18 protein-coding genes and 1 other RNA gene are annotated in these 21,291 nt (G+C 49.6%); 10 read left to right on the top strand and 9 right to left on the bottom strand.

Translation table 11 applies throughout. From position 1 onward, the window contains the following. Positions 1 to 41 precede the first annotated feature (41 nt). Complete coding sequence (lpdA, locus tag JKP77_RS04670) at positions 42 to 1,460, top strand: dihydrolipoyl dehydrogenase (protein WP_218310038.1); 1,419 nt, start codon at positions 42 to 44, stop codon at positions 1,458 to 1,460. A 110-nt stretch (positions 1,461 to 1,570) separates the two neighbouring features. Here the strand turns inward: lpdA and JKP77_RS04675 are convergent, their stop codons facing one another. Then, positions 1,571 to 2,629 (bottom strand): LysR family transcriptional regulator, encoded by a 1,059-nt coding sequence (locus JKP77_RS04675; RefSeq protein ID WP_218310039.1) that lies wholly within the window; start codon positions 2,627 to 2,629, stop codon positions 1,571 to 1,573. Positions 2,630 to 2,803: 174 nt separating this feature from the next. On the opposite strand from JKP77_RS04675, the gene JKP77_RS04680 reads away from it, so the two are divergent. From JKP77_RS04680 to JKP77_RS04695, 4 genes are all read left to right on the top strand, one after another. Then, entirely contained in the window at positions 2,804 to 4,024 is a 1,221-nt protein-coding gene (locus tag JKP77_RS04680) for an efflux RND transporter periplasmic adaptor subunit (protein ID WP_218310040.1), read from the top strand. 2 nt (positions 4,025 to 4,026) lie between these two features. Continuing rightward, positions 4,027 to 7,194, top strand: coding sequence for an efflux RND transporter permease subunit (locus tag JKP77_RS04685; RefSeq protein ID WP_218310041.1), 3,168 nt, complete (start codon positions 4,027 to 4,029; stop codon positions 7,192 to 7,194). Between the two features lie 279 nt (positions 7,195 to 7,473). Beyond that, positions 7,474 to 8,184, top strand: coding sequence for an SIMPL domain-containing protein (locus JKP77_RS04690; RefSeq protein ID WP_218310042.1), 711 nt, complete (start codon positions 7,474 to 7,476; stop codon positions 8,182 to 8,184). An 81-nt stretch (positions 8,185 to 8,265) separates the two neighbouring features. Next, positions 8,266 to 8,544 carry a DUF1289 domain-containing protein gene (locus JKP77_RS04695; protein ID WP_218310043.1) on the top strand — a complete coding sequence of 93 codons (279 nt, stop codon included), beginning with the start codon at positions 8,266 to 8,268 and terminating at the stop codon, positions 8,542 to 8,544. Positions 8,545 to 8,785: 241 nt separating this feature from the next. Here the strand turns inward: JKP77_RS04695 and JKP77_RS04700 are convergent, their stop codons facing one another. Beyond that, positions 8,786 to 8,992 (bottom strand): zinc ribbon-containing protein, encoded by a 207-nt coding sequence (locus tag JKP77_RS04700; protein ID WP_218310044.1) that lies wholly within the window; start codon positions 8,990 to 8,992, stop codon positions 8,786 to 8,788. Between the two features lie 235 nt (positions 8,993 to 9,227). Here JKP77_RS04700 and JKP77_RS04705 point away from each other — a divergent pair, with 235 nt between their 5' ends. The 3 genes from JKP77_RS04705 to JKP77_RS04715 all read left to right on the top strand — a co-directional run bounded on the left by JKP77_RS04705 (position 9,228) and on the right by JKP77_RS04715 (position 11,828). Further along, entirely contained in the window at positions 9,228 to 10,052 is an 825-nt protein-coding gene (locus tag JKP77_RS04705; protein WP_218310045.1) for an HDOD domain-containing protein, read from the top strand. Between the two features lie 64 nt (positions 10,053 to 10,116). Further along, complete coding sequence (locus JKP77_RS04710; protein ID WP_218310046.1) at positions 10,117 to 10,929, top strand: DUF481 domain-containing protein; 813 nt, start codon at positions 10,117 to 10,119, stop codon at positions 10,927 to 10,929. A gap of 155 nt (positions 10,930 to 11,084) precedes the next feature. Next, positions 11,085 to 11,828 carry a DUF481 domain-containing protein gene (locus tag JKP77_RS04715; RefSeq protein WP_218310047.1) on the top strand — a complete coding sequence of 248 codons (744 nt, stop codon included), beginning with the start codon at positions 11,085 to 11,087 and terminating at the stop codon, positions 11,826 to 11,828. Positions 11,829 to 11,966: 138 nt separating this feature from the next. On the opposite strand, the gene serA is transcribed toward JKP77_RS04715, so the two are convergent. The 7 genes from serA to ssrS all read right to left on the bottom strand — a co-directional run bounded on the left by serA (position 11,967) and on the right by ssrS (position 18,605). After that, positions 11,967 to 13,196 (bottom strand): phosphoglycerate dehydrogenase, encoded by a 1,230-nt coding sequence (gene serA, locus JKP77_RS04720; protein ID WP_218310048.1) that lies wholly within the window; start codon positions 13,194 to 13,196, stop codon positions 11,967 to 11,969. Between the two features lie 214 nt (positions 13,197 to 13,410). Continuing rightward, positions 13,411 to 14,064, bottom strand: coding sequence for a ribose-5-phosphate isomerase RpiA (gene rpiA, locus JKP77_RS04725; protein WP_218310049.1), 654 nt, complete (start codon positions 14,062 to 14,064; stop codon positions 13,411 to 13,413). Between the two features lie 72 nt (positions 14,065 to 14,136). After that, complete coding sequence (locus JKP77_RS04730; protein WP_218310050.1) at positions 14,137 to 14,730, bottom strand: 5-formyltetrahydrofolate cyclo-ligase; 594 nt, start codon at positions 14,728 to 14,730, stop codon at positions 14,137 to 14,139. Positions 14,731 to 14,733: 3 nt separating this feature from the next. Continuing rightward, on the bottom strand, positions 14,734 to 16,359 hold the full coding sequence (locus tag JKP77_RS04735; RefSeq protein WP_218310051.1) for a GAF domain-containing hybrid sensor histidine kinase/response regulator: 1,626 nt from the start codon (positions 16,357 to 16,359) through the stop codon (positions 14,734 to 14,736). A gap of 180 nt (positions 16,360 to 16,539) precedes the next feature. Further along, the gene (locus JKP77_RS04740) at positions 16,540 to 17,481 is read right to left on the bottom strand and encodes a nucleoside hydrolase (protein WP_218310052.1); all 942 of its coding nucleotides are present in this window, start codon (positions 17,479 to 17,481) and stop codon (positions 16,540 to 16,542) included. 21 nt (positions 17,482 to 17,502) lie between these two features. Continuing rightward, a complete protein-coding gene (locus JKP77_RS04745) occupies positions 17,503 to 18,399 on the bottom strand; it encodes a ribokinase (protein WP_218310053.1) in 897 nt (298 codons plus the stop codon). A gap of 21 nt (positions 18,400 to 18,420) precedes the next feature. After that, positions 18,421 to 18,605, bottom strand: a non-coding RNA gene (gene ssrS, locus JKP77_RS04750) — 6S RNA. Positions 18,606 to 19,394: 789 nt separating this feature from the next. Here ssrS and JKP77_RS04755 point away from each other — a divergent pair. Together JKP77_RS04755 and pepP are read left to right on the top strand one after the other, a co-directional pair. Next, positions 19,395 to 19,961, top strand: coding sequence for a UPF0149 family protein (locus JKP77_RS04755; protein ID WP_218310054.1), 567 nt, complete (start codon positions 19,395 to 19,397; stop codon positions 19,959 to 19,961). Between the two features lie 16 nt (positions 19,962 to 19,977). Then, positions 19,978 to 21,291, top strand: coding sequence for a Xaa-Pro aminopeptidase (gene pepP / locus JKP77_RS04760; RefSeq protein ID WP_218310055.1), 1,314 nt, complete (start codon positions 19,978 to 19,980; stop codon positions 21,289 to 21,291).

Genomic DNA, 21,291 nt, shown 5'->3' on the forward strand with positions numbered 1-21,291 from the left:
TTTACGCATATTTACTATTTTGGACAGAATTTGAGGTCACGATGAGCGAAATAAAAACTCAGCTAGTTGTATTAGGCGCAGGACCAGGCGGCTATTCCGCGGCATTCCGTGCTGCCGACTTGGGCATTGAAACCGTAATTGTTGATGCCAGGGAAACACTGGGTGGGGTGTGTCTTAACGTAGGATGTATTCCTTCAAAAGCACTGTTACACGTGGCGAAGGTCATCAAAGAAGCCAAGCACCTGTCTAACCATGGTGTGACTTTTGGTGAGCCGAAATTCGATCTGGACAAAATCCGCGAATACAAAGACGGCGTTGTTGGCCAACTGACCAAAGGTCTGGCTGGCATGTCTAAAATGCGTAAAGTAAAACACGTCCAGGGCTACGGTAAATTTACCGGTGCAAACACGCTGGAAGTGGAAGGTAAAGACGGCAAAACCACAATCTCGTTTGAGAATGCCATTATCGCAGCAGGTTCTGAGCCAGTCACTCTGCCGTTTATCCCGGAAGACGATCGCGTAATTGACTCAACCGGCGCGCTGGAAATGAAAGACATTCCGGAAAAAATGTTGGTTCTGGGCGGTGGTATCATCGGTCTGGAAATGGGTACCGTATACGAAGCACTGGGTTCGAAAATTGACGTGGTTGAGTTCCTTGACCAGTTAATCCCGGCTGCTGACAAAGACATCATGAAAGTCTTCATGAAGTCGTACAAAGACAAGTTCAACGTGATGCTGGAAACCAAAGTCACCAACGTTGAGGCGAAAGACGACGGTCTGTATGTGACATTCGAAGGCAAGAAAGCGCCTTCAGAGCCAGTACGCTACGATAAAGTGCTGGTAGCAGTAGGTCGCCGTCCTAACGGCAAGTTGGTGGATGCCGACAAAGCCGGCGTAAACGTAGACGACAAAGGCTTTATCAACGTAGACAAACAGCTGCGTACTAACGTCGACAATATTTATGCTATCGGTGACATCATCGGACAGCCAATGCTGGCGCACAAAGCCGTTCATGAAGGTCACGTTGCTGCAGAAGTAATTTCTGGTCAGAAGCATTACTTCGATCCTCGCTGCATTCCTTCAGTGGCTTACACTGAGCCAGAAGTTGCGTGGGTAGGTCTGACTGAGAAAGAAGCGAAAGAACAGGGCGTTAACTATGAGACTGCCTCATTCCCATGGTCTGCATCAGGCCGTGCGATTGCTTCTGATGCCACTGACGGTCTGACCAAGATGATCTTCGAAAAAGACTCTGGCCGCGTTATCGGTGGTGCGATGGTAGGCACCAACGCCGGAGAGATGCTGGGCGAAATTGGTCTGGCTATTGAGATGGGTGCGGATGCAGAAGATGTGGGTCTGACTATTCATGCTCACCCAACGCTGAACGAATCGATTGGCCTGGCGTGTGAAATCTTCGAGGGTAGCATTACTGATATGCCTAACCCGAAAGCGAAGAAAAAGTAACTATCTATTCTGATATGAAAAAGCGAGGCAACTGCCTCGCTTTTTTTATGTCTTTATTACCCATCAAGTCGGTAACACATCACTACTGATTAGCTTTACAGCTTAGCAAGTTACGATGCCACTTTGACCGGTTGGACATTCGCTTCAGTATCACCCGGCGTTTGGGCCACGACTTCCGGACAACTACTGTGACGCTGCTCCATAAATCGTTTTACTGTCGCCGCGCAGTAGCCTTTGCGGCAGCATTGCGATAACAGCATCTCGTGGCGTTCTACACGTTCTCTGATGATGTTCACAATGAGCTCTCGCACCCATTTCAGGCCTGCGTCCATATCCTGGCGCTTATGCCACATTAACGACACGGGAGACGTGCTGATTTGCACCGGCGTTTCAAATACCGCCAGTTCACCGGAAAAAATTTCTTTTTCCAGCACCAGTGACGGCGCGACGCAAATCAGATTTGTCTGGTTTAGCAGTGAGGGCACATTGTGAAACTGGTTGACTGACATCGCGACACGGCGCTTCAAACCCAGATTATTTAATGCCTGATCAGTTGGGCCGGAAACATCGCCGGTCAGCGATACCAGCAGATGATCAGCATTCACAAATTCATTTAAGCTAAGTTGTTCTTTTGCCAGCGGGTGGTCCGGACGCATTACCACAACCCAGCGGGGATCGATCAGATGATCGGCACGAATAACGCTGTCCTGCCGATATTGTTTGGCAAACGCCAGTTCGGCCTCGGCGTCTTTAAGCATGTCTTCTGCATCAATGGTTGAGTACGGAACCGCATACACATTAATACCCGGCGCGTCATTCTCAATTATCTTACGCAACGGGCCCCATACCATGTCTACCATACTGTCAGTGGCGGCAATACGGAAGGTTCTTCGCGCTGTCGCCGGATCAAAATCATCCGAATTGACCGCCGTCTCCAGTTGACCCAATGGGTCCTGAATCTGGCTCCAGAGGTTTCGGGCGAACGAGGTAGGCTGGATCCCTCTGCCGTCTTTGACGAACAACTCATCTTTCCATGCTACTCGCATTCGGGAGAGTGCGTTGGATACCGCAGGTTGTGTCATTGCCAGACGGTCTGCGGCGCGGGTAATTGCGCCCTCGGTCATGATGGCATCAAATATCATTAACAGGCTGAGATCCTGCGATCGCATAATTGTTCTCCGTTGTTCCGGGTAGTCTCGCGCTGAGCATTTTTACTCCCTCGATTGCTATTAATATATTACATCATGTGATGTGTTGCATATTAAAAGATAATTTTTTTTATTTATTCGGCGTCGCCATAATAGCCTCATCAAGTTTTTATGATTATGAACCAAGGAACCTTCATGACCTTTACATTTCGGCTAAGCATCATTGTGTGGGTAGTGCTATTGCTCACCGCTTGCGATAGTCAGCCCGCCGCGGCACCCCAGCAAGGTGCTCAGGCCGTGCCGGTGGATGTTGCAGAAGTGATTGCTCAGCCTCTTACCGAGTGGGACAGCTTTACCGGCAGATTGGAAGCGCCTGAGCACGTAGAGTTACGACCCCGTGTTTCCGGGTATATTGAGTTTGTCGCCTTTGATGAAGGTGAGTGGGTGGAGCAGGGGGATACGCTGTTTCTGATTGATAACCGGGCGTTTAAAGCAGAAGTGGACCGCTTATCAGCGCAACTTAAACAGGCAAAAAGCCAGTTATCGCTGACTGATCATGACTATGAGCGTGTTTCACGGTTGCGTGAGTCACAGTCAGTGTCGGAAGAAGTCTTGGATAACCGCCGTTCTGCATCAGAACAGGCCAGTGCCAATGTTGCCGCTATCGAGGCTGCGCTGGATCTGGCAAAACTTAACCGTGGCTTCGCCCGGGTTGAGGCGCCAATATCTGGTCGGGTATCCCGGGCCAATATCACTGAAGGAAACTATGTTACCGCGGGGCAGACCGTTCTCACCCGTATTGTCTCTACACATCCTCTTTATGCCTATTTCGACATTGATGAGCAAACCTACCTGCGTTATGCCGATAGCTGTCAGGATGGTAACGCTGTGAATGCTAAGCCAGTGGCGATGCGGCGGGCAAATGATGAGGAGTATCACTTCTGGGGGAATATTGACTTTGTTGATAACCAGGTGAATGCGAACACCGGCACAATTCGAGTTCGCGCTGTGTTTGATAATACCCATGGTGCACTGTTACCCGGGATGTTCGCGCACCTGAAGCTGGCGGGACAAACCCGCGAGGCAGGGATTTTAATTGCAGAGAAAGCGATTGGTACCGATCTCAATAACAAATACGTGTTGGTGGTTAATCAGGATAATGTCGCTGAATACCGCCCGGTGAAACTGGGCGACAAAATGGGCACGCTGCGGCTGATTGAAAGCGGCCTTAACCCCAGTGATTCCATCGTGGTAGACGGGCTTCAGCGCATTCGGCCAGGCGTGAACATTGCGCCAACGTCGGTGCCAATGGCAACGGAAGACTCATTGTCTGAAATCATGGCATGGCAGGAGCGCGTAACGTCGTTTGATGAAGTGGCGCAGCGTAGCAGTACCCGTGCGACCGTGGAGCTGTAATCATGCAACTTTCCCAGTTCTTCATTCATCGGCCAATATTTGCAGGCGTGCTCTCGTTGCTTATCTTTATTGGCGGCGCACTGGCAGTATGGCAACTGCCTATCACCGAGTATCCGGAAGTGGTGCCGCCTACTGTTGTCGTGACAGCGAACTATCCTGGCGCGAATCCCAAGGTGATCGGTCAGACCGTTGCCAGCCCGCTGGAGGATGAAATTAACGGCGTGGAGAACATGTTGTATATGTCCTCCCAGTCTACGTCTGACGGCAGAATGACGCTCACCGTCACCTTTGCCATTGGTACGGATCCGGATGAGGCCACCACCTTAGTACAAAACCGCGTAAACCGGGCGCTGCCGCGTTTGCCACAGGAAGTGCAACGTTTAGGTGTGGTAACCGAAAAGTCATCGCCGAACCTGACCATGGTAGTGCATCTGACTTCGCCGGACGCGCGTTATGACATGCTTTATCTCTCCAACTATGCCGAGCAGAACGTAAAAGATGAACTGGCCCGGGTAAACGGAGTAGGGCAAGTCCGACTGTTTGGTGCTGGTGAGTACAGCATGCGGGTATGGTTAGATCCCAACAAACTCGCTTCATTGCAGATGAATCCGGATGATGTGATCAATGCCATTCGCGCGCAAAATCAGCAGGCTGCTGCAGGGAGTCTGGGGGCGCAGCCAACCGGAACCAGTGACTTTCAGTTGCTTATCAATGTCCGCGGCCGTCTGGTTGAGCAATCTGAGTTTGAGAACATTATCGTAAAAACCGGCGCAAATGGTGAAATGACCCGGCTTCGGGATGTTGCCCGCATCGAACTTGGCGCGGACTACTACACATTACGTTCGCTATTGAATAACCGCCCGGCTGCAGCGTTACCAATATTTCAGGCGCCAGGTTCGAATGCAATTCAGATCTCTGATGATGTTCGCGACACCATGGCAAGGTTATCTAGTTACTTTCCCGAAGGACTGGACTACGAAATAGTTTACGATCCCACGGTGTTCGTTAGAGGCTCGATTGAAGCGGTAGTAAATACCCTGCTGGAAGCCATTTTACTGGTGGTGCTGGTGGTTGTCCTGTTTCTGCAAACGTGGCGCGCCTCTGTAATACCTCTTGTCGCAGTACCGGTATCGCTGGTGGGTACGTTCGCGTTTATGCACATGATGGGCTTCTCACTGAATGCGTTGTCGCTGTTCGGTCTGGTACTGGCAATTGGTATTGTCGTCGATGACGCCATCGTGGTGGTGGAAAATGTCGAGCGCAATATCGCCAATGGCAAGTCACCGGTGGATGCCACGGTACAGGCTATGAAAGAGGTAACCGGCCCTATTATTGCCACCACGATGGTACTGGCTGCAGTATTTATTCCCACCGCGTTTATGTCTGGCCTGACAGGGCAGTTTTATAAGCAGTTCGCACTGACAATCACCATCTCTACCGTGATTTCTGCTGTAAATTCGCTGACGTTGAGTCCGGCATTGTCCGCCCTGTTGCTGAAACCCCATGGTCATGCCAAAGACTGGCTGACAAAAGCGATGGATAAAGCCCTTAGCGGCTGGTTGTTCGGGCCGTTTAACCGCTTGTTCGCGCGCGGCGAGAAACAATATACCGGCGCTGTGGGTGGGCTCATCCGCAAAAGCGGGATTGTCATGGTGCTTTATGGTGGGTTGTTGGGATTAACTGCGTTCCAGTTTTCCTCAACACCGACCGGTTATGTGCCGGCACAGGACAAAATGTATCTGGTGGCATTTGCGCAGTTGCCGAATGCGGCATCGCTGGACAGAACCGAGTCAGTGATCCGTCAGATGTCAGAGATTGCGATGCAACACCCGGGTGTTTCTGATGCCGTCGCGTTCCCTGGTCTGAACATTAACGGGTTTACCAACAGTCCCAGTTCGGGTGTGCTGTTCACGCCATTAAAACCGTTTGATGAAAGAACGTCACCGGAATTATCTGCAGGCGCAATAGCGGCGCAGCTGAATCAGCAGTTCGGCAGCATTAAAGGTGCGTATGTGGCGATATTCCCACCGCCGCCGGTGATGGGGCTGGGCACCATTGGTGGCTTCAGGTTGCAGGTCCAGGACCGTGCAAATTTAGGTTTCAGCGAGCTTGAACGTGTAACCCAGGAAGTGATTCAGAAAGCCTGGGCTCACCCGGCGCTGACTGACAGTTTCACCAGCTTTACGGTTAACGTACCGCAGCTGAATGTGGATGTAGATCGCGATAAGGCGGTCAGTCAGGGGGTAAATATTGACAGCTTGTTTACCACCTTACAGGCGTATCTGGGGTCAGTGTATGTGAATGATTTCAACCTGTTTGGACAAACGTATCAGGTGAATGTACAGGCAGATGCGCCTTATCGTCAGAATGCAGAAGATATCGCGCGCTTTAAAATTCGCAACAATCAGGGACAGATGATCCCGCTGGGCTCATTTTTGGATGTTGAGCATACCGCTGGTCCTGATCGGGTAATGCATTATAACGGCTATGTTACGGCGGAAATCAATGGTGCTCCGGCACCAGGGTATAGTTCTGATCAGGCTAAAGCCGCCATTGAGCAGATCCTTGATGAGACGTTACCTATTGGTATGTCCTATGAATGGACTGAATTGACCTATCAGCAAATATTAGCAGGCAATACCGCACTGGTGGTTTTCCCGTTGGTGGTGTTGCTGGTGTTTCTGGTACTGGCTGCACAATACGAGAGTCTGCGTTTGCCACTGGCAATCATTCTGATAGTGCCAATGACTCTGCTCAGTGCACTTGTCGGTGTGTGGATATACGGGGGTGACAATAATATCTTCACACAGATCGGCCTGATTGTGCTGGTCGGGCTGGCCACTAAAAACGCCATACTGATTGTCGAGTTTGCCAAAGATCTTGAGGAGCAGGGACGTGATACGTTGTCAGCGGTGAAAGAGGCAAGCCGCTTACGTTTGCGCCCGATCCTGATGACATCCTTCGCGTTTATCATGGGCGTACTGCCGATGGTTCTGTCTACCGGAGCGGGAGCGGAAATGCGTCAGGCCATGGGTGTGGCGGTGTTCGCTGGGATGATTGGCGTTACTCTGTTTGGTCTTATCCTCACACCGGTATTTTACTATCTTCTACAGCGCCGAAAGGCCCGTAAACAGTCTGCGTTTACCCAAGCGTTGCCCCACTCCTCGTAATATGGGGCATTTCAGCCGCTCTTTTTGAGCGGCTTTTTTTTAATCACCGGTTACCTCCTTTCTCTATGAAACTGCGGCAATTTCACAGAGGGAATGTGATAGCGTGAAGGCTCAGTAACAGGCTTCTGCCCTGAATCATCCTGAAAATGCCATGATTCTGTCCCATTTACTGGTTATGCTGTTATGCATTCACATTGACAATCCTGTCAGTAGCCAAAGAAATGGCTTATCTGTGATAATCGTTTCTAAGGTTGCCCGGAAACTACAAGGAGAATGAAGATGTCCAGAATCGGAGCAAGTATACTGGCACTGGGAATGGTCGCTGGTTTAGGGATTGCCGGCTGGTTATTATCAGATGCGTTGATTACCTTTAAAACATGGGATCGCGTAGTCACCGTTAAAGGACTTTCTGAACGCGAATACCTGGCCGATCAGGTCATCTGGCCAATACAGTTTGTAGAGGCGGGCAACGAGTTGCCAGCACTTTATGATGAACTGGACACGCATGCCGGGAAGGTGAAGCAGTTTTTGACTCAGGCCGGCATCCGTGAAGATGAGATTTCTGTAGGCCAGCCACAAATCACCGATAAGCTTGCGCAACAATACGGGGGCGGTCCCCGCGCGGAATTTCGCTATAGCGCGATACAGACTGTGACGGTCTACTCCAGTGATGTGAACAATGTGCGCGAGGTGATGAGCTCGATTGGCAGCTTACTGAAAGACGGGATTGTGCTTTCCACACAAAATTACAATGCACAAACTCAATATGTGTTCACTCGTTTGAACGATGTTAAACCAGAGATGATTGAAGAAGCAACCGTGAACGCCAGAGAGGTGGCGCTGAAGTTTGCCAGTGATTCTCAAAGTCAGCTGGGAAAGATTCGTCGTGCAAACCAGGGGCGGTTTTCAATATCAGACCGTGATACCCACCATCCACACATAAAAAAGATACGCGTAGTATCGACAATTGAATACACATTGGTGGACTGATCTGTCAATTTGCACAGGTAGGCGTTTGACAGACAAGCCGCTATACTGTGCATCCTTTGACCGAATTTAGGTTGCTGACCGATGCAACAGAAGCCGTCACCGGCATCCGCACAACTGGAGTTTTTTACGGTACCCAGCCCGTGCATTGGTGTGTGCCAGTCGGGACCGCGCGGATATTGTGTTGGCTGCTTCAGAAGCCGTGATGAACGGCTTTACTGGTTGAAGACCGATGATGCCACCCGTCGCCAAATTATCAATGCATGCCATCGGCGTAAAAAAGCCTGGTTACGCAAGAAAAACGAGATAAACGAACCTGCTCCCTCAACGCCGCAACAAGGCGATTTGTTTAATGATGAGTAGCGTCCAACGCAGTGACTTGTCATTTAGGTGCCCGGTATGTCAGACGAGCAAGGAAACCAGCATCGTATAAACGCAGCAACGACGTTAACACATCATTTCCACTTGCCGTAACATGCTTTGCGGCTCGTGCCGTGGCTAATGGCGGGCTGCAGTCGCTAACAACAAAGCGCGTTTTCTGAAGCCCGAAACAAGCCGGATTATTAAACCGTAATGGTCTGACATCAAAGTCAGAAACGAAAAGTTATCGGTCTGGATAAGGATCCTCTTTGGCATCACCCTGACCGCTCAGTATTTTCCAGCTGTTTTCAGTGTGAAGTTTATTATCTGGATTGGGGCAGGGCGGCAGTGAGGTTTTCGACTCGTTAGACAACTGGTATCCACAGTCGACACACTCATACGTTCCCGCTGATACGTCGCTGCCATAGGGGACAGTTTGATCATTTGACATAAATCTACTCCTTGTCCTGGTTGAAAAAATTGATTAAGCACGAAGGCTTACTGTTTCATTCGTGTTCAAGGCAATAAAGGATTGGTGTGAAAACATTAAATTTGCCGCTGCCAATGGACCTCTTGATAATTTGCGGTAAAAGGTATTGAAAATTATCTTTAATGGCAGTCGTTCAGGCTGTGTTTTACGCCATGATTGTTATAATGACCTTAACTTAATTCGAAGGATCCTCCTTATGTCGTTAACCAAATTTGTTTCGTATGCTACGCAATCTTTCGCCATGCCGGATATTTGCCTGCGCATTCGGGATATTTTGGACGACCCCCGGTCAGATGCGAATGACATCGGCCAGATGATAAGTATCGACCCGTCGTTAACAGCAAAGGTGCTCAGGCTGGCGAACAGTGCGTTATTTCGTTTCCCTTCCCAGATAGAGTCCATCGCAAAAGCGGTCAGCGTGATAGGCGGCGAGGCACTCTATAATTTAGTGGTCGCTGAAACGGCCAATTCGGCATTTAAACACTTCGACACAGAGTTGATTAAGCTGGATAAGCACTGGTATCAGTCGGTGTATTGCGGGATGACTGCCAAATATCTTGCGAAGCACGCAAGAATACGTGGCAGCGAGCGTTTTTTCGTGATGGGGATCCTGCAGAATTTTGGCGAACTTGTCGCAGCTAAATGTGCGCCGGAAAAATACATCGCCTATCTGGATGATCCCCACCCGGGATTGCCAGAGGAGAAACAGCGCAGACATTTCGGTTTTACCTTTAATGAGTGCAGCGGTACTATTATGGAGAGTTGGAAGCTTCCTCTGCCGCTGTTCTATCCGGTTAAAAATATGCATTTGCCTGAAAAGATGCGGGCAGAGGCAGATATCGCGCTTCTCGCCTGTGCAAGGCGAATTACGCTGCGCGAAAACCAAAAAGAGCAATACGGGAATATTGAACTTTTCCCACCGGAAATAGCCAATAGTGTGAAAGTAGAAGGTGAAACATTAGGTAATGCGGTAATGTTCGCTAACAAAGAAGCCAATAAGGTGGCTGGACTCATTCAATAACGGAAAAATTAAGTCGCCAGGGAAGGACGAGAAAAACGGTGCGCTAAAAAACTAAAAGAACGCTATGAAGCAAAAAATTGTCCTTTGCTCGCTGGCTTTTGCATGCCTGGCTTTTCATGCTGTGGCGAATGCCAGTGACAGAAACCTGATCCAAACTCTATACCATGCTGACTTCGTCCCTGACGCGGATGACGATGTGCCACATTTTTCCCTGGATGGCGAACTGGGGATCCTGGCCGCGACCGGCAACACTGACACCACGTCGTTAAAAGCGGGCATTACCTCTGAGCATGAAACGGTAAACTGGAGCAACAGCTATTTTGCGGAACTGCTTTACAAAGAAAGCGAAGTTGCGGCAGATGGCGAAACAACGCGGGAAAAAACCGCGCAGCGCTTTTTCGGGTATGCACAGTTCGATTATAAGCTGGATCACCCTGGCCGCAGGCTGTTCATGTATAGTGATTATGAAAACGATGCATTCAATGGCTATGATTATCGTGCCTCTCTGGCGGCGGGCTGGTCCCAGCGTTTGTGGCGAAACGAAGAAAGTGAGTTTCGCTATAGCGTCGGTCCGGGATATGCGTTTATTTCTGCTGAGCCTGGCACCACTACCAGCGTGAATAATGGGGTGATAATGAGAGCCTCTGCCGAATATCGGTATCGCTGGCCTTCTGGTGCCAGACTACGACAGTTTGTGAGCACTGAAACGGGGGCTGACAACACCAAATCACGCTCGGAAACCTCCATTTCAGCAAATTTATTTGGCTCCCTTGCCATGAAGCTGTCGGTGATCCTGAATCACGAGACCGATGCTGCTGAAGATGTGGATCCTTTGAATACAGAAACGTCTGTCGCGCTGGTTTACCAGTTTTTTTAATCATACAAGACAGAATGTGCAAGATATCGGGCACACATTATTGCTATTCCTGTTGTGTCCGCTAACATACGCCAAAATAATATTGACCGAACCCAGTCAGGAAGCCGTCTGCAACTGGCGTTCAGCCCCTGGATAGACCAATAAAAGGAACACACATGAACAAGACACTTCTTGCTGCGTCACTGCTTACGCTTGCCGCATCGCCTGCCGCGCTGGCACAGGATAAAATGAAGCCATTTACGATGGAAGGTGAGATGGGTTTCATTTTCACTACCGGTAACACTGATACGACGTCAATCAGTGCCGGCGTGACTGCCCATCAGGAACTTGCGCAATGGAGTAACGATTACAACATTGAAGGGTTGTACAAGAAGGAAACCGTTGAAACTGACGGGATTGAGGAAGAAAGAACGTCGGCGCAGAAATTCTTCGCCTCAGCGCAGGGCAACTACAAGCTGGATAATCCGGATTACCGTCTGTTCGGCTTCGCGTCGTATGAAGATGACCGCTTAAGCAACTTTGACTATCAGGCTACGCTGGCCGCGGGTTGGAACCATAAGCTTTATGAAACAGACACCCAGTCTTTTGAATACTCAATTGGTCCGGGTTATGCGTTTGCTGAAACGCAGGAAGGTGAAGAACAAAACGGTATGATTGTCCGTGCGTCAGCGGCTTACCAGTGGCTGATTTCTGATACCGCCAAATTCACGCAAACAGTCAGTACCGAGGTTGGTTCGGATAACACCAAATCCCGAGCTGAAAGTGCATTAACAGCGACTATCAGCGGAAACCTGTCTATGAAGTTGTCTGTTAAACTGGACCACAACTCAGATGTGGGTCCGGGTGTTGAGAAGCTTGATACTGAAACCGCAGTTACGCTGGTTTATAACTTCTTCTAAGAAAGCCAGATGCCCGGTTTCCGGGTGGTCGTCAGATAAAAAAGGCTGCCTGTTGGCAGCCTTTTTCATTTCAGTCTGAAACCCGCTATGTCTCATTCAGTGACATCAGGATTCGCACTGATATCCACACGTTACGGCTTAATGCAGGATCCGCGTTTTAATGGTGCCATCGATTTGCTGAATTTCGGCAAGCGCGTCATACGCGCGGTCAAATTCCACATCAACCACAACATAACCAATTTCAGAGTTGGTTTGCAGGTACTGCGCTTCAATATTGATGCCTTTTTCTGCAAATGTCTGGTTGATTTGCGTCAGCACACCAGGACGATTGTGGTGAATATGTAGCAGGCGTGAACGACCGGTATGTTCTGGCAGAGACACTTCAGGGAAGTTTACTGCTGACAAGGTTGAGCCATTATCGCTGTATTTCGCCAGTTTGCCGGCCACTTCGATACCAATATTCTCCTGCGCTTCCTGAGTGCTTCCACCCACGTGAGGCGTAAGTATTACGTTATCAAAACGTCGAAGTGGCGACTGGAACTCTTCTTCATTTGACTTGGGCTCAATGGGGAATACGTCGATGGCCGCGCCGTTCAGGTGGCCACTTTCCAGTGCCTGCTCCAGCGCAGCGATGTCTACTACAGTGCCTCGTGATGCATTAATCAGGATGCTGCCTGGTTTCATCGCGGCCAGCTCTGTTTCCCCAATCATGTTCTGCGTTTGCCGGGTTTCCGGCACATGCAAAGATACGACATCTGAGGTATTCAGTAACGTGGTAAGGTCTTTTACCTGGGTAGAGTTACCTAGTACGAGCTTATCTTCAATATCAAAAAACTGCACACGCATACCCAGATGTTCAGCAAGAATGCTCAGCTGTGTTCCAATGTGACCGTAACCAATAATGCCCAGCGTCTTGCCACGGGCTTCATAAGAGCCCACCGCGCTTTTTTCCCACTCTCCGCGATGCGCTTTCGCGTTCTTAGAGGGGACGCCACGCAGTAACAAAATCAACTGACCCAGGACCAGTTCAGCGACAGAGCGGGTGTTGGAAAACGGTGCATTGAATACCGGTATGCCGCGGATTTGTGTTGCGTTCAGGTCTACCTGATTGGTACCTATGCAAAAGCAGCCAACAGCCACTAATTTCTGCGCGGCATCGACTACCTTGTCGGTAATCTGCGTGCGTGAGCGAAGGCCAATAAAATGGGCGTCTTTCACTTTCTCAATCAGCTCATTTTCAGGCAGCGAAGTTTTGAGATATTCAATATTCGTATAGCCGTTGTTTTTGAAGGTTTCAAGTGCACTGTGGTGCACGCCTTCTAAAAGCAGGATGCGGATTTTATCCTTGGGTAGTGAAACTTTGCTCATGAACTCGCTTCTCAATTGAAAGAGGGATTAAAGTAATTTGGCGTTACTGGCAGTAACTGCAATATGACGAAAAAATATCAAAGAGCCATCTGGACGTCTAAACGCAAAATAACAGAAATTTAATGACGAGAAAAGCGCTATTTTTGTCAGCAACAATGAAAGTGAACGACCTTCAGGACTAAACACCCATAGCGCTTGCGGCGTACACGCTGGTTTAGAAGCGCTCTACGCCGTTATCAGTGGCAACCAATACGGTATCTGCACCACGAATTCCAAAAATCCCGTTAGTCACTACCCCCGGAATATTGTTAATGGCTTTTTCCATCGCTACCGGGTCAAGAATTTCCAGATTATGCACGTCAAGAATGACGTTGCCATTATCGGTGACCACACCCATTCGGTAAGACGGATCACCACCGAGTTTGACAAGTTCACGGGCAACATAAGAGCGTGCCATCGGGATCACTTCCACCGGTAGCGGGAAGTTGCCCAACATCGGAACGCGTTTACTATCATCAACAATACAAATAAACGCCTTGGCTACCGCACTGACAATTTTTTCCTGAGTCAGCGCAGCGCCCCCGCCCTTAATCATATGTTTGTGTTCGGTGACTTCATCGGCACCGTCTACATACACTGACAAACTGTCGACGTCGTTTAACTCGAAAACTTCAATGCCAAGCGCCTTCAAACGCTCAGTCGACGCTTTTGAACTGGATACTGCGCCTGCCAAATTGTGTTTTATATCGGCCAGTGCATCGATGAAAAAGTTAACTGTTGAGCCAGTTCCCACACCAATAATGGTGTCGGGTTTTATATAGTCAATTGCCGCTTCTGCTACGGCCTTTTTCTTTGCATTCTGATCCATGGAGCCTTTCCTACCGGGTTAGCAAATAAGAACAAAGTGTACCGCAAAAACACGGTAAGGTGAGTAAAGAAATCAGGGCTGGGATATCCTGATCGTCTGCGTTGGGGTGACTATTGCATTTAAGGGGATATCCCACTGCATGACCGGAAGGGCATCAGCTTGCTGACAGTCATGTGCCACACCAATCAGTAGCGGTCGGCGGGATAACCTGTCGAGGTTCGCCAGCGTGCGGTCGTAAAAGCCCCCTCCCATACCAAGCCTGTTTCCCTTGTTATCAAAGCCAACCAGCGGCATCAGAATAACCTGGTGCTCCGCCAGCAGTCGTACGCTCTGACAGCGTAACTCAGGTTCGGCGATCCCAAAGCGGTTTTTCTTCATAGGGGTATGCGGCGTGTAATCAAGAAACAACAGATGCTTGCCCGAAAAAGGGTGTAGTACAGGCAATGATGTTGCAACGTCTCTTGACTGCAGAAGTAAGATAAGTTCCCGCAATGACACTTCACCGTCGTTGTCCAGATAGGCGGCGACACGACGGGCATCTCGAAGCTCCGGCAGAGAAGATAGCCGGTGCGCAACATCTGCAGCGGCTTGTTGTTGCGCCTTTGCAGAAAGATTATTACGGGCTTCACGAAAGTGTTTTCGCCATTGTGCGCGGCTGGATGACATGCCTTACTGCTCGTTGTTCAAATAAAAGTTCAGTGTACGTATTAAGTCTACCGTTTCAACGGGTTTGGTGAGCACGGCGTCCATCCCTGATGCAATCAGGGTATTTTTGTCGGTGATTACATCTGCGGTAAGTGCCACAACCGGCAATGACGGGAATTGCTTTTTTAGCTGCGTTGTTGCCTCTTTGCCGGAAATTCCTGGCAGGTTCAGGTCCATCAGTATCAGATCAGGCTGCTCGCTTTTAAGCCATTCTAAACAGGCTTCCCCGCTGTCGACGATAGCATGAGCGACCTCAAGCTTCTCAAGCAGCGCCTGAATGACGACCTGATTTATCTCATTATCTTCAACAACCAGCACAGTGGCGTTTGCACGCAGATTTACCTGTTGCACGAAGGCCGGACCATTTTCGTCAATTAGCGACGAGTTGTTCATTGATTTAACCGGCACATCGATCATCACAGTGGTGCCTTCATTGAGTTGGCTGGTAAGACGGATAGTGCCGTTCATCAGTTCCAGCAGCTTTCGGGTGATCATTAATCCAAGCCCAGTGCCATCAAACTGCGAAGCGTTCTCCATGCGCTCAAAAGGTTGAAACAGGCGCTTCTGATCCTCTTCGCTTATGCCTATGCCGTCGTCCTTTACTACCAGTTTAAGCGTGTTGTCCCGAAAAAATATCTGGGCTCTGACATCCTTGCCTTTTTGCGTATATTTTATCGCATTCGTCAGGATATTCAGTGCAACCTGAGCGAACTTGGTATCGTCCAGCTCAATGACGTCTGGTAGTGAGTCATCAATGTGCGTATGAAAATGGATATCGCGTTCCTGAGCCCGCACCCGGGTTAAAGAAAATAAATGCATAAAGAAGTCGCGAGTGCTGACCGGACGGGGCAATAACTTCATTTTACCCGCTTCAATTTGTTTTACATCCAGTACCGAATTGACAATGTCCAGCAAGCGCTCTCCGCTCTGGCGGATATGTCCCAATGACTGTCGAAACATCACCGGCATGTTTTCGGCTTGGGCTTCCTGTTCAAGTAGTCTGGAGAAGGTGTTAATGGCATTAAGCGGCGTGCGAACTTCATGACTGACGTAGGACAAAAAGTCTGATTTAAACTGATTGGTGCGTTTTAGCTCAAGGTTCTTGCGACGAAGCTCAAGATGCGCAACGACCGAGTGACTCAGCGTGGTTAACGCCTGTTTTTGTAACTCGGTCAGCTTCTGGGGTTTATCGCTGATGGTGCAGAGTGTGCCAATGGCGAGGCCTGAAGGCGTAACCAAAGGCGCCCCTGCATATGCACGGATATTGGGAGCGCCGGTGACAAGTGGGTTGTCTTCAAAGCGGGGATCATCAAGGGTATCTGGCACTTCAAACACTTCATCCTGCAATATCGCGTGGGCGCAGAATGCAATATTCCGCGAGGTCTCACTTGCGTCCAGCCCGACTTTGGATTTAAACCACTGGCGGTCAGGATCAACCAGGCTTATCAGCGCAATGGGGCTTTCGCAAATCTGTGAGGCAAGTGCTGTAATTTCGTCGAACAGTGCCTCAGCCTCTGTATCCAGAATGTCGTAGCTCAGCAATTCTGCAAGGCGCTGCTCTTCATTATCAGGAATTGGGGCTGATTGCATACCGCTGAACCTCCCTTGTTGTCGTTCATAGACTGCACATCAGTCTGGCAAATGGCTGCGCTAACTGCATCATGGTTAGGCCAGGCGTGCTGAACTTCGGGGTACCAATTTTGTGTATCCGCGAAATTTTTGCATAAAAAAAGGGCCTCTGGCCCTTTTTCTACACGCAGAGCTTATCGTCTACAAAGCATAAGTATCAATGAATAATTGTTCCAGCTTTGCGTGATCAACTTTTGTGGCAACCTTGATGGTATTCGCTTCATTCCATAGCGGACTTGGCGTTGTACCCGCCGGTGCTACCACTGTCTGTCCGCGATCAAGCGGCCCTGTGCCAACACGAACATGACCTTCTGTCAGCTCGAATAATTCCGGCTGTATTAGGTGCGCAATAGGGAACGCATCATGGAAAAAGCACACTCTGTCGTCACGGTTTTGAGAATAAAAATCCATGTAAAACTGTGCGGTTTCCTGTACGAAGCTACCCAGTTTCGGGTTTTTCTCAGCCAGCACGTCAACGAACGTCGGCGCAAACGGCACATAATTGGTAACATCTAAACCAAACATCGTCAGGTCCCAGTCAGCCGCGAACACAATTTCTGCAGCGTGCGCATCGTTCCAGATATTGGCTTCTGCCACAGGTGTGACGTTGCCACGCACAAACGCGGCGCCGCCCATAATGCTGACACCCTTGACCAGTTTAGGAAGTTCGGGCTCGAGGCGAAGTGCGAGTGCCAGGTTGCCTAACGGACCAATAGCAACCAGCGTGATTTCGCCAGGGTATTTGCGCGCCATATCCACAATGAACTGTGCGGAGCTGCGAGGATCCAGTTCACGCTTTGGCGCTTCTGGTTTGATATGGCCGAAACCGTAATCACCATGTACGAAGTGTGCATAGGTTGATTCTGGTCCTACCCATGGCATGCCAACACCTTTGGTTACCGGAATGTTCTTATCTGCAATTTCGCAAAGTGTCAGCGCGTTTTGTGCTGACATGGAAACCGGCACGTTACCAAAAACCGTGGTCAGGCCGAGAACCTCAATGTCTGGTGCCTGAAAGGCAAAAAAGATAGCCATGGCATCATCGATACCCGGATCTGTATCAAGAATTATTTTGTGTGTCATAAGAATCTCTTGCTGTCCTCGTTAACTGCCGTGCTTTGCAAGAAAGCGGTCAACTTCCTGTTGTGTCGGGATGGATTGCGCAGCGCCTTCGCGGGTTACCGCAATAGCTGACGCGGCGCAGCCACGTTTCAGTGCCTGTCTGGCGTCGGTATGATTGCAGTACGCCGATAAAAAGTACCCAATAAACGTATCGCCGGCAGCAGTCGTGTCGATAGCGTCCACGACAAAAGCGTCTACCTGAATGGTACCTTCTTTACGCAGCATCAGTACGCCAGCTTTCCCCAACGTAATAATGACTTCGGCATGCTGCCAGTGTTCAGTAAAGTAGCTGATAATGTTATCCAGCTCACTTTCGCCGGTAATCTCCGCCGCCTCCGTTTCGTTGACAATCAACAAATCCACGCAGTCAAGCGGCAGTGATTTCACCGACTCGCTCATCGGTGCCGGATTGAATGCCACCTTCAGCTGTTTCTCTTTAGCTTGGGTGAGCACATCGGCAATGCTGCTGGTTTCGTTTTGGGTAAGCACCCAGTCAGACGAGCTGGTGTCACTTAGTGCGTAGCGGACCGTTTCAGACGTAATGGTCTGATTCGCGCCACCAAATAGCACAATCGCGTTTTCACCACTGGGGGTGACCTGAATGATAGCGTGGCCTGATGGCGTGTCGTTACATTTAACGCCCCGGCAATCCACACCTTTTTTGATTAGAAACTGCTTAAACGCAGCATCGTTTTCGTGAATGCTGCCTACGTGGCGTACATCGGCGCCAGCCTGAGCCAGAGCAATCGACTGATTAGCACCTTTGCCACCCAGCAATTGCTGATAGTCAGTAGAGGCAAGTGTTTCACCAGGCTTCACAAAATGCTCAACCTGATAAACGTGATCGATATTTATCGAACCAAAATTTATTATCGCCATTTCTTCTTCCGTCGAAAGAGGGCGCCTTCCGGAATACCGCTGTTCATTGTTCGCCCGTGAACCGAAAAGTTCAGGGCGGAAGAATCGCCGTAACCGTAGGCTTCTCGGTACAAATGCCGAGCTTGCACAATAGTTACGATCTCAACTTCCTAATGGTAAAGCATCGGCCAGGGACATGAATGAACTGGCAAATATCCCAGAAGGCATTGTTATAATGCGTAACGCAACAGGGTATAACAAACGCTGTCGACGGTGAAGTAGATCACCATAAACGACAAGCGACAACCAATTTCATACGATGTTGCGAAATGTGAGAAGCTACTGCTTCAATTTTTGACCAAATGGTCAGGATTAGTATCGCTGTAGCAGCTACACATTACAAGACCTGATGGTATAAGGATGGTGTAAAGTCGATAGCTAAACACTGTCCCTACAGAAATGTCCTTATTGAAGGTGTGATCTTAAAGCATCCGGGAAGGTTGTGCCAACCCCGAAAGAACAAATAATCAGAGCCTTTGCTTATATGACAGGGTCAATTGATCTTTGGTGTTCATTTTCGCAGCGAATTGTTTGCAATTCAGATTAGGCAGCAGCCACGCAGTATAGCCACTCTATATATTGGGCGATATTATCATAGTCTGGTAATCGGGCGATAACCTGCAAACCTACGCTGCCCATCCTAAGCGCATCTTCCCTGGCTCAGCATGTGCTTAGAGGGCGCATTGACCGTGCTCCAAAGACCATTCGGGCCAGGACATGTGTATCAGAACACCTGATCGAAATACCGCTACGCCGGTATTCATTGACAATTTACACGACTGATGAGGATGCAGTTGCAGCGGGGACGTTAGCTGATGCTTCTCACCTGCAGTGGGGCAGGTGAGGTATTGTGCTACCTGCTTTATGCTCGACAATGCAGCAGTGCTGCCGGATGCAGATAGGTTTTCAACACCGTCTTTGATACCATACTGACAAATGACCTGAGGATGTATTGTGTGGAAAATTTCCTTGATTACGATGGTGTAACTAACCGTTTGTCACAGCAGGGCGTGAAAGTTGACGCTGCTGAAATTCACGGCATATTGTGCGGCATGATGGCTGGTGGTATGTCGATTACCGATCAAAAGTGGTTAGATGCGCTCAGCGACACCACGAATTCTGGCGACCCTTTTAACCAGGAGGCTGAGCAGTTACTTACCAGTCTTTTTAATCAGACCGGTCAACAGTTACTGGAAGCTGAGTTTGCGCTGCAGCTGATGCTGCCTGATGACAAAGCGCCTATTAACGACAGGGGCGCCGCACTGATAAGCTGGGTACAGGGCTTTATGTTGGGCTTTGGCTTATATCAACAAGATTTGATGCAGTGTTCTGACGATGTTCGTGAAGCATTACAGGATTTTGCGGATATCGCCCGTATGGAAGAGCCGATGACCGAAGATGAAGAGTCAGAGCGCGCGCTGGACGAAGTTATCGAATATGTGAAAATTTCGGCTTTGCTTTGCTACAGCGAGTTGGGGCAGTCGTTACTCGAAGACCAGCCAGGGAAACCATCGGTACATTAATCGCGAAAGGACAGTTATGATCAGTCAGCAGGAATTTACGACCCGACAAGACCGCCTTCTGGCGCAATGTCGCCCGTACAGTATTTGTCTGGTCCCGGCCGCATCGCTGGTCACACGTAGCCGTGATACCGAATATGTGTTTCGCCAGCACAGTGACTTCTGGTATCTCACCGGATTTAACGAGCCTGATACCTGGCTGGTATTGTCAAATCATCCGCGTTATCAGTCGAATTTTCGCGCCATGGTGTGTCAGGGCAAAGATCCTGAAGCCGAAATCTGGCAGGGACGTCGTCTGGGGGCTGAGGAAGCGCTGAATCAGTTTGGTCTGGACGAGGCCTGCGAGCTTGAGCAGCTGCCACAAGCACTGCATGAATGGATAAACGGGCATAAGCATGTGTATTTCGCGCAGGGTGAATTTGCACAGGCTGACGAGGCCGTTTTTGCTGTTCTGGACATGCTCAGAACGGCGCCAAAAGAAAATCTTGCACCGCTTTCTATTGAGGATGTGAGGCCAATTTTACATGAAATGCGTGTGTTTAAATCGGCCTGTGAAGTTGCCGTTATGCGCGCAGCGGCGCAGATTACGGCCTCAGCGCACAAGCGCGCCATGCAGTTTGCGCATCCTGGTTGTTATGAGTATCAGCTTGAAGCTGAACTGCATCACGAATTTGCAATGGCGGGTGCGCGCTCGCCGGCTTACGGCACTATAGTAGGAAGTGGCCGGAATGCCTGCATTCTTCATTACACCGAGAACAATGCACAAGTAAATGACGGCGATTTGATCCTGATCGATGCCGGCGCCGAATTTCAGGGGTATGCTGCTGATATTACCCGTACCTTTCCGGTGAACGGTAAATTTACTGCGCCTCAGAAAGATATCTACTCACTGGTATTGAAAGTGCAGGAAAGTGTCCTTGCCATGGTGGGGCCGGGTGTCACGCTGAATGAGCTGATGCATCACAGCGCGGAGGTGATAACCGACGGGCTGATTACGCTAGGCATTCTCAAAGGCGCGGTGAGTGAAAACCTGGAATCGCAGTCATGGCGGCAGTTTTACATGCACGGTCTGGGGCACTATCTCGGATTAGATGTTCACGATGTGGGCGATTACAAAATTAATGGCAAAGACCGCCCGCTTAAGCCCGGCATGGTCATCACCATCGAGCCCGGAATCTATCTGCCGGAAAACACTGATATCCCAGAGCAGTATAAAGGTATCGGTGTGCGGATTGAGGACGACGTGGTGATCACGGCGACCGGCGTAGATATTTTAACCGCCGATGTACCCAAACAAATTGAAGAAATCGAAGCGTTAATGGAGCGTCAGTAA

The organism is Alteromonas antoniana (assembly GCF_019249295.1).
Taxonomy (GTDB): Bacteria; Pseudomonadota; Gammaproteobacteria; order Enterobacterales; family Alteromonadaceae; genus Alteromonas; species Alteromonas antoniana.

Coding starts and splice junctions, on each gene's coding strand:
- lpdA (WP_218310038.1), top strand. CDS start 42: ATGAGCGAAATAAAAACTCAGCTAGTTGTATTAGGCGCAGGACCAGGC.
- JKP77_RS04675 (WP_218310039.1), bottom strand. CDS start 2,629: ATGCGATCGCAGGATCTCAGCCTGTTAATGATATTTGATGCCATCATG.
- JKP77_RS04680 (WP_218310040.1), top strand. CDS start 2,804: ATGACCTTTACATTTCGGCTAAGCATCATTGTGTGGGTAGTGCTATTG.
- JKP77_RS04685 (WP_218310041.1), top strand. CDS start 4,027: ATGCAACTTTCCCAGTTCTTCATTCATCGGCCAATATTTGCAGGCGTG.
- JKP77_RS04690 (WP_218310042.1), top strand. CDS start 7,474: ATGTCCAGAATCGGAGCAAGTATACTGGCACTGGGAATGGTCGCTGGT.
- JKP77_RS04695 (WP_218310043.1), top strand. CDS start 8,266: ATGCAACAGAAGCCGTCACCGGCATCCGCACAACTGGAGTTTTTTACG.
- JKP77_RS04700 (WP_218310044.1), bottom strand. CDS start 8,992: ATGTCAAATGATCAAACTGTCCCCTATGGCAGCGACGTATCAGCGGGA.
- JKP77_RS04705 (WP_218310045.1), top strand. CDS start 9,228: ATGTCGTTAACCAAATTTGTTTCGTATGCTACGCAATCTTTCGCCATG.
- JKP77_RS04710 (WP_218310046.1), top strand. CDS start 10,117: ATGAAGCAAAAAATTGTCCTTTGCTCGCTGGCTTTTGCATGCCTGGCT.
- JKP77_RS04715 (WP_218310047.1), top strand. CDS start 11,085: ATGAACAAGACACTTCTTGCTGCGTCACTGCTTACGCTTGCCGCATCG.
- serA (WP_218310048.1), bottom strand. CDS start 13,196: ATGAGCAAAGTTTCACTACCCAAGGATAAAATCCGCATCCTGCTTTTA.
- rpiA (WP_218310049.1), bottom strand. CDS start 14,064: ATGGATCAGAATGCAAAGAAAAAGGCCGTAGCAGAAGCGGCAATTGAC.
- JKP77_RS04730 (WP_218310050.1), bottom strand. CDS start 14,730: ATGTCATCCAGCCGCGCACAATGGCGAAAACACTTTCGTGAAGCCCGT.
- JKP77_RS04735 (WP_218310051.1), bottom strand. CDS start 16,359: ATGCAATCAGCCCCAATTCCTGATAATGAAGAGCAGCGCCTTGCAGAA.
- JKP77_RS04740 (WP_218310052.1), bottom strand. CDS start 17,481: ATGACACACAAAATAATTCTTGATACAGATCCGGGTATCGATGATGCC.
- JKP77_RS04745 (WP_218310053.1), bottom strand. CDS start 18,399: ATGGCGATAATAAATTTTGGTTCGATAAATATCGATCACGTTTATCAG.
- pepP (WP_218310055.1), top strand. CDS start 19,978: ATGATCAGTCAGCAGGAATTTACGACCCGACAAGACCGCCTTCTGGCG.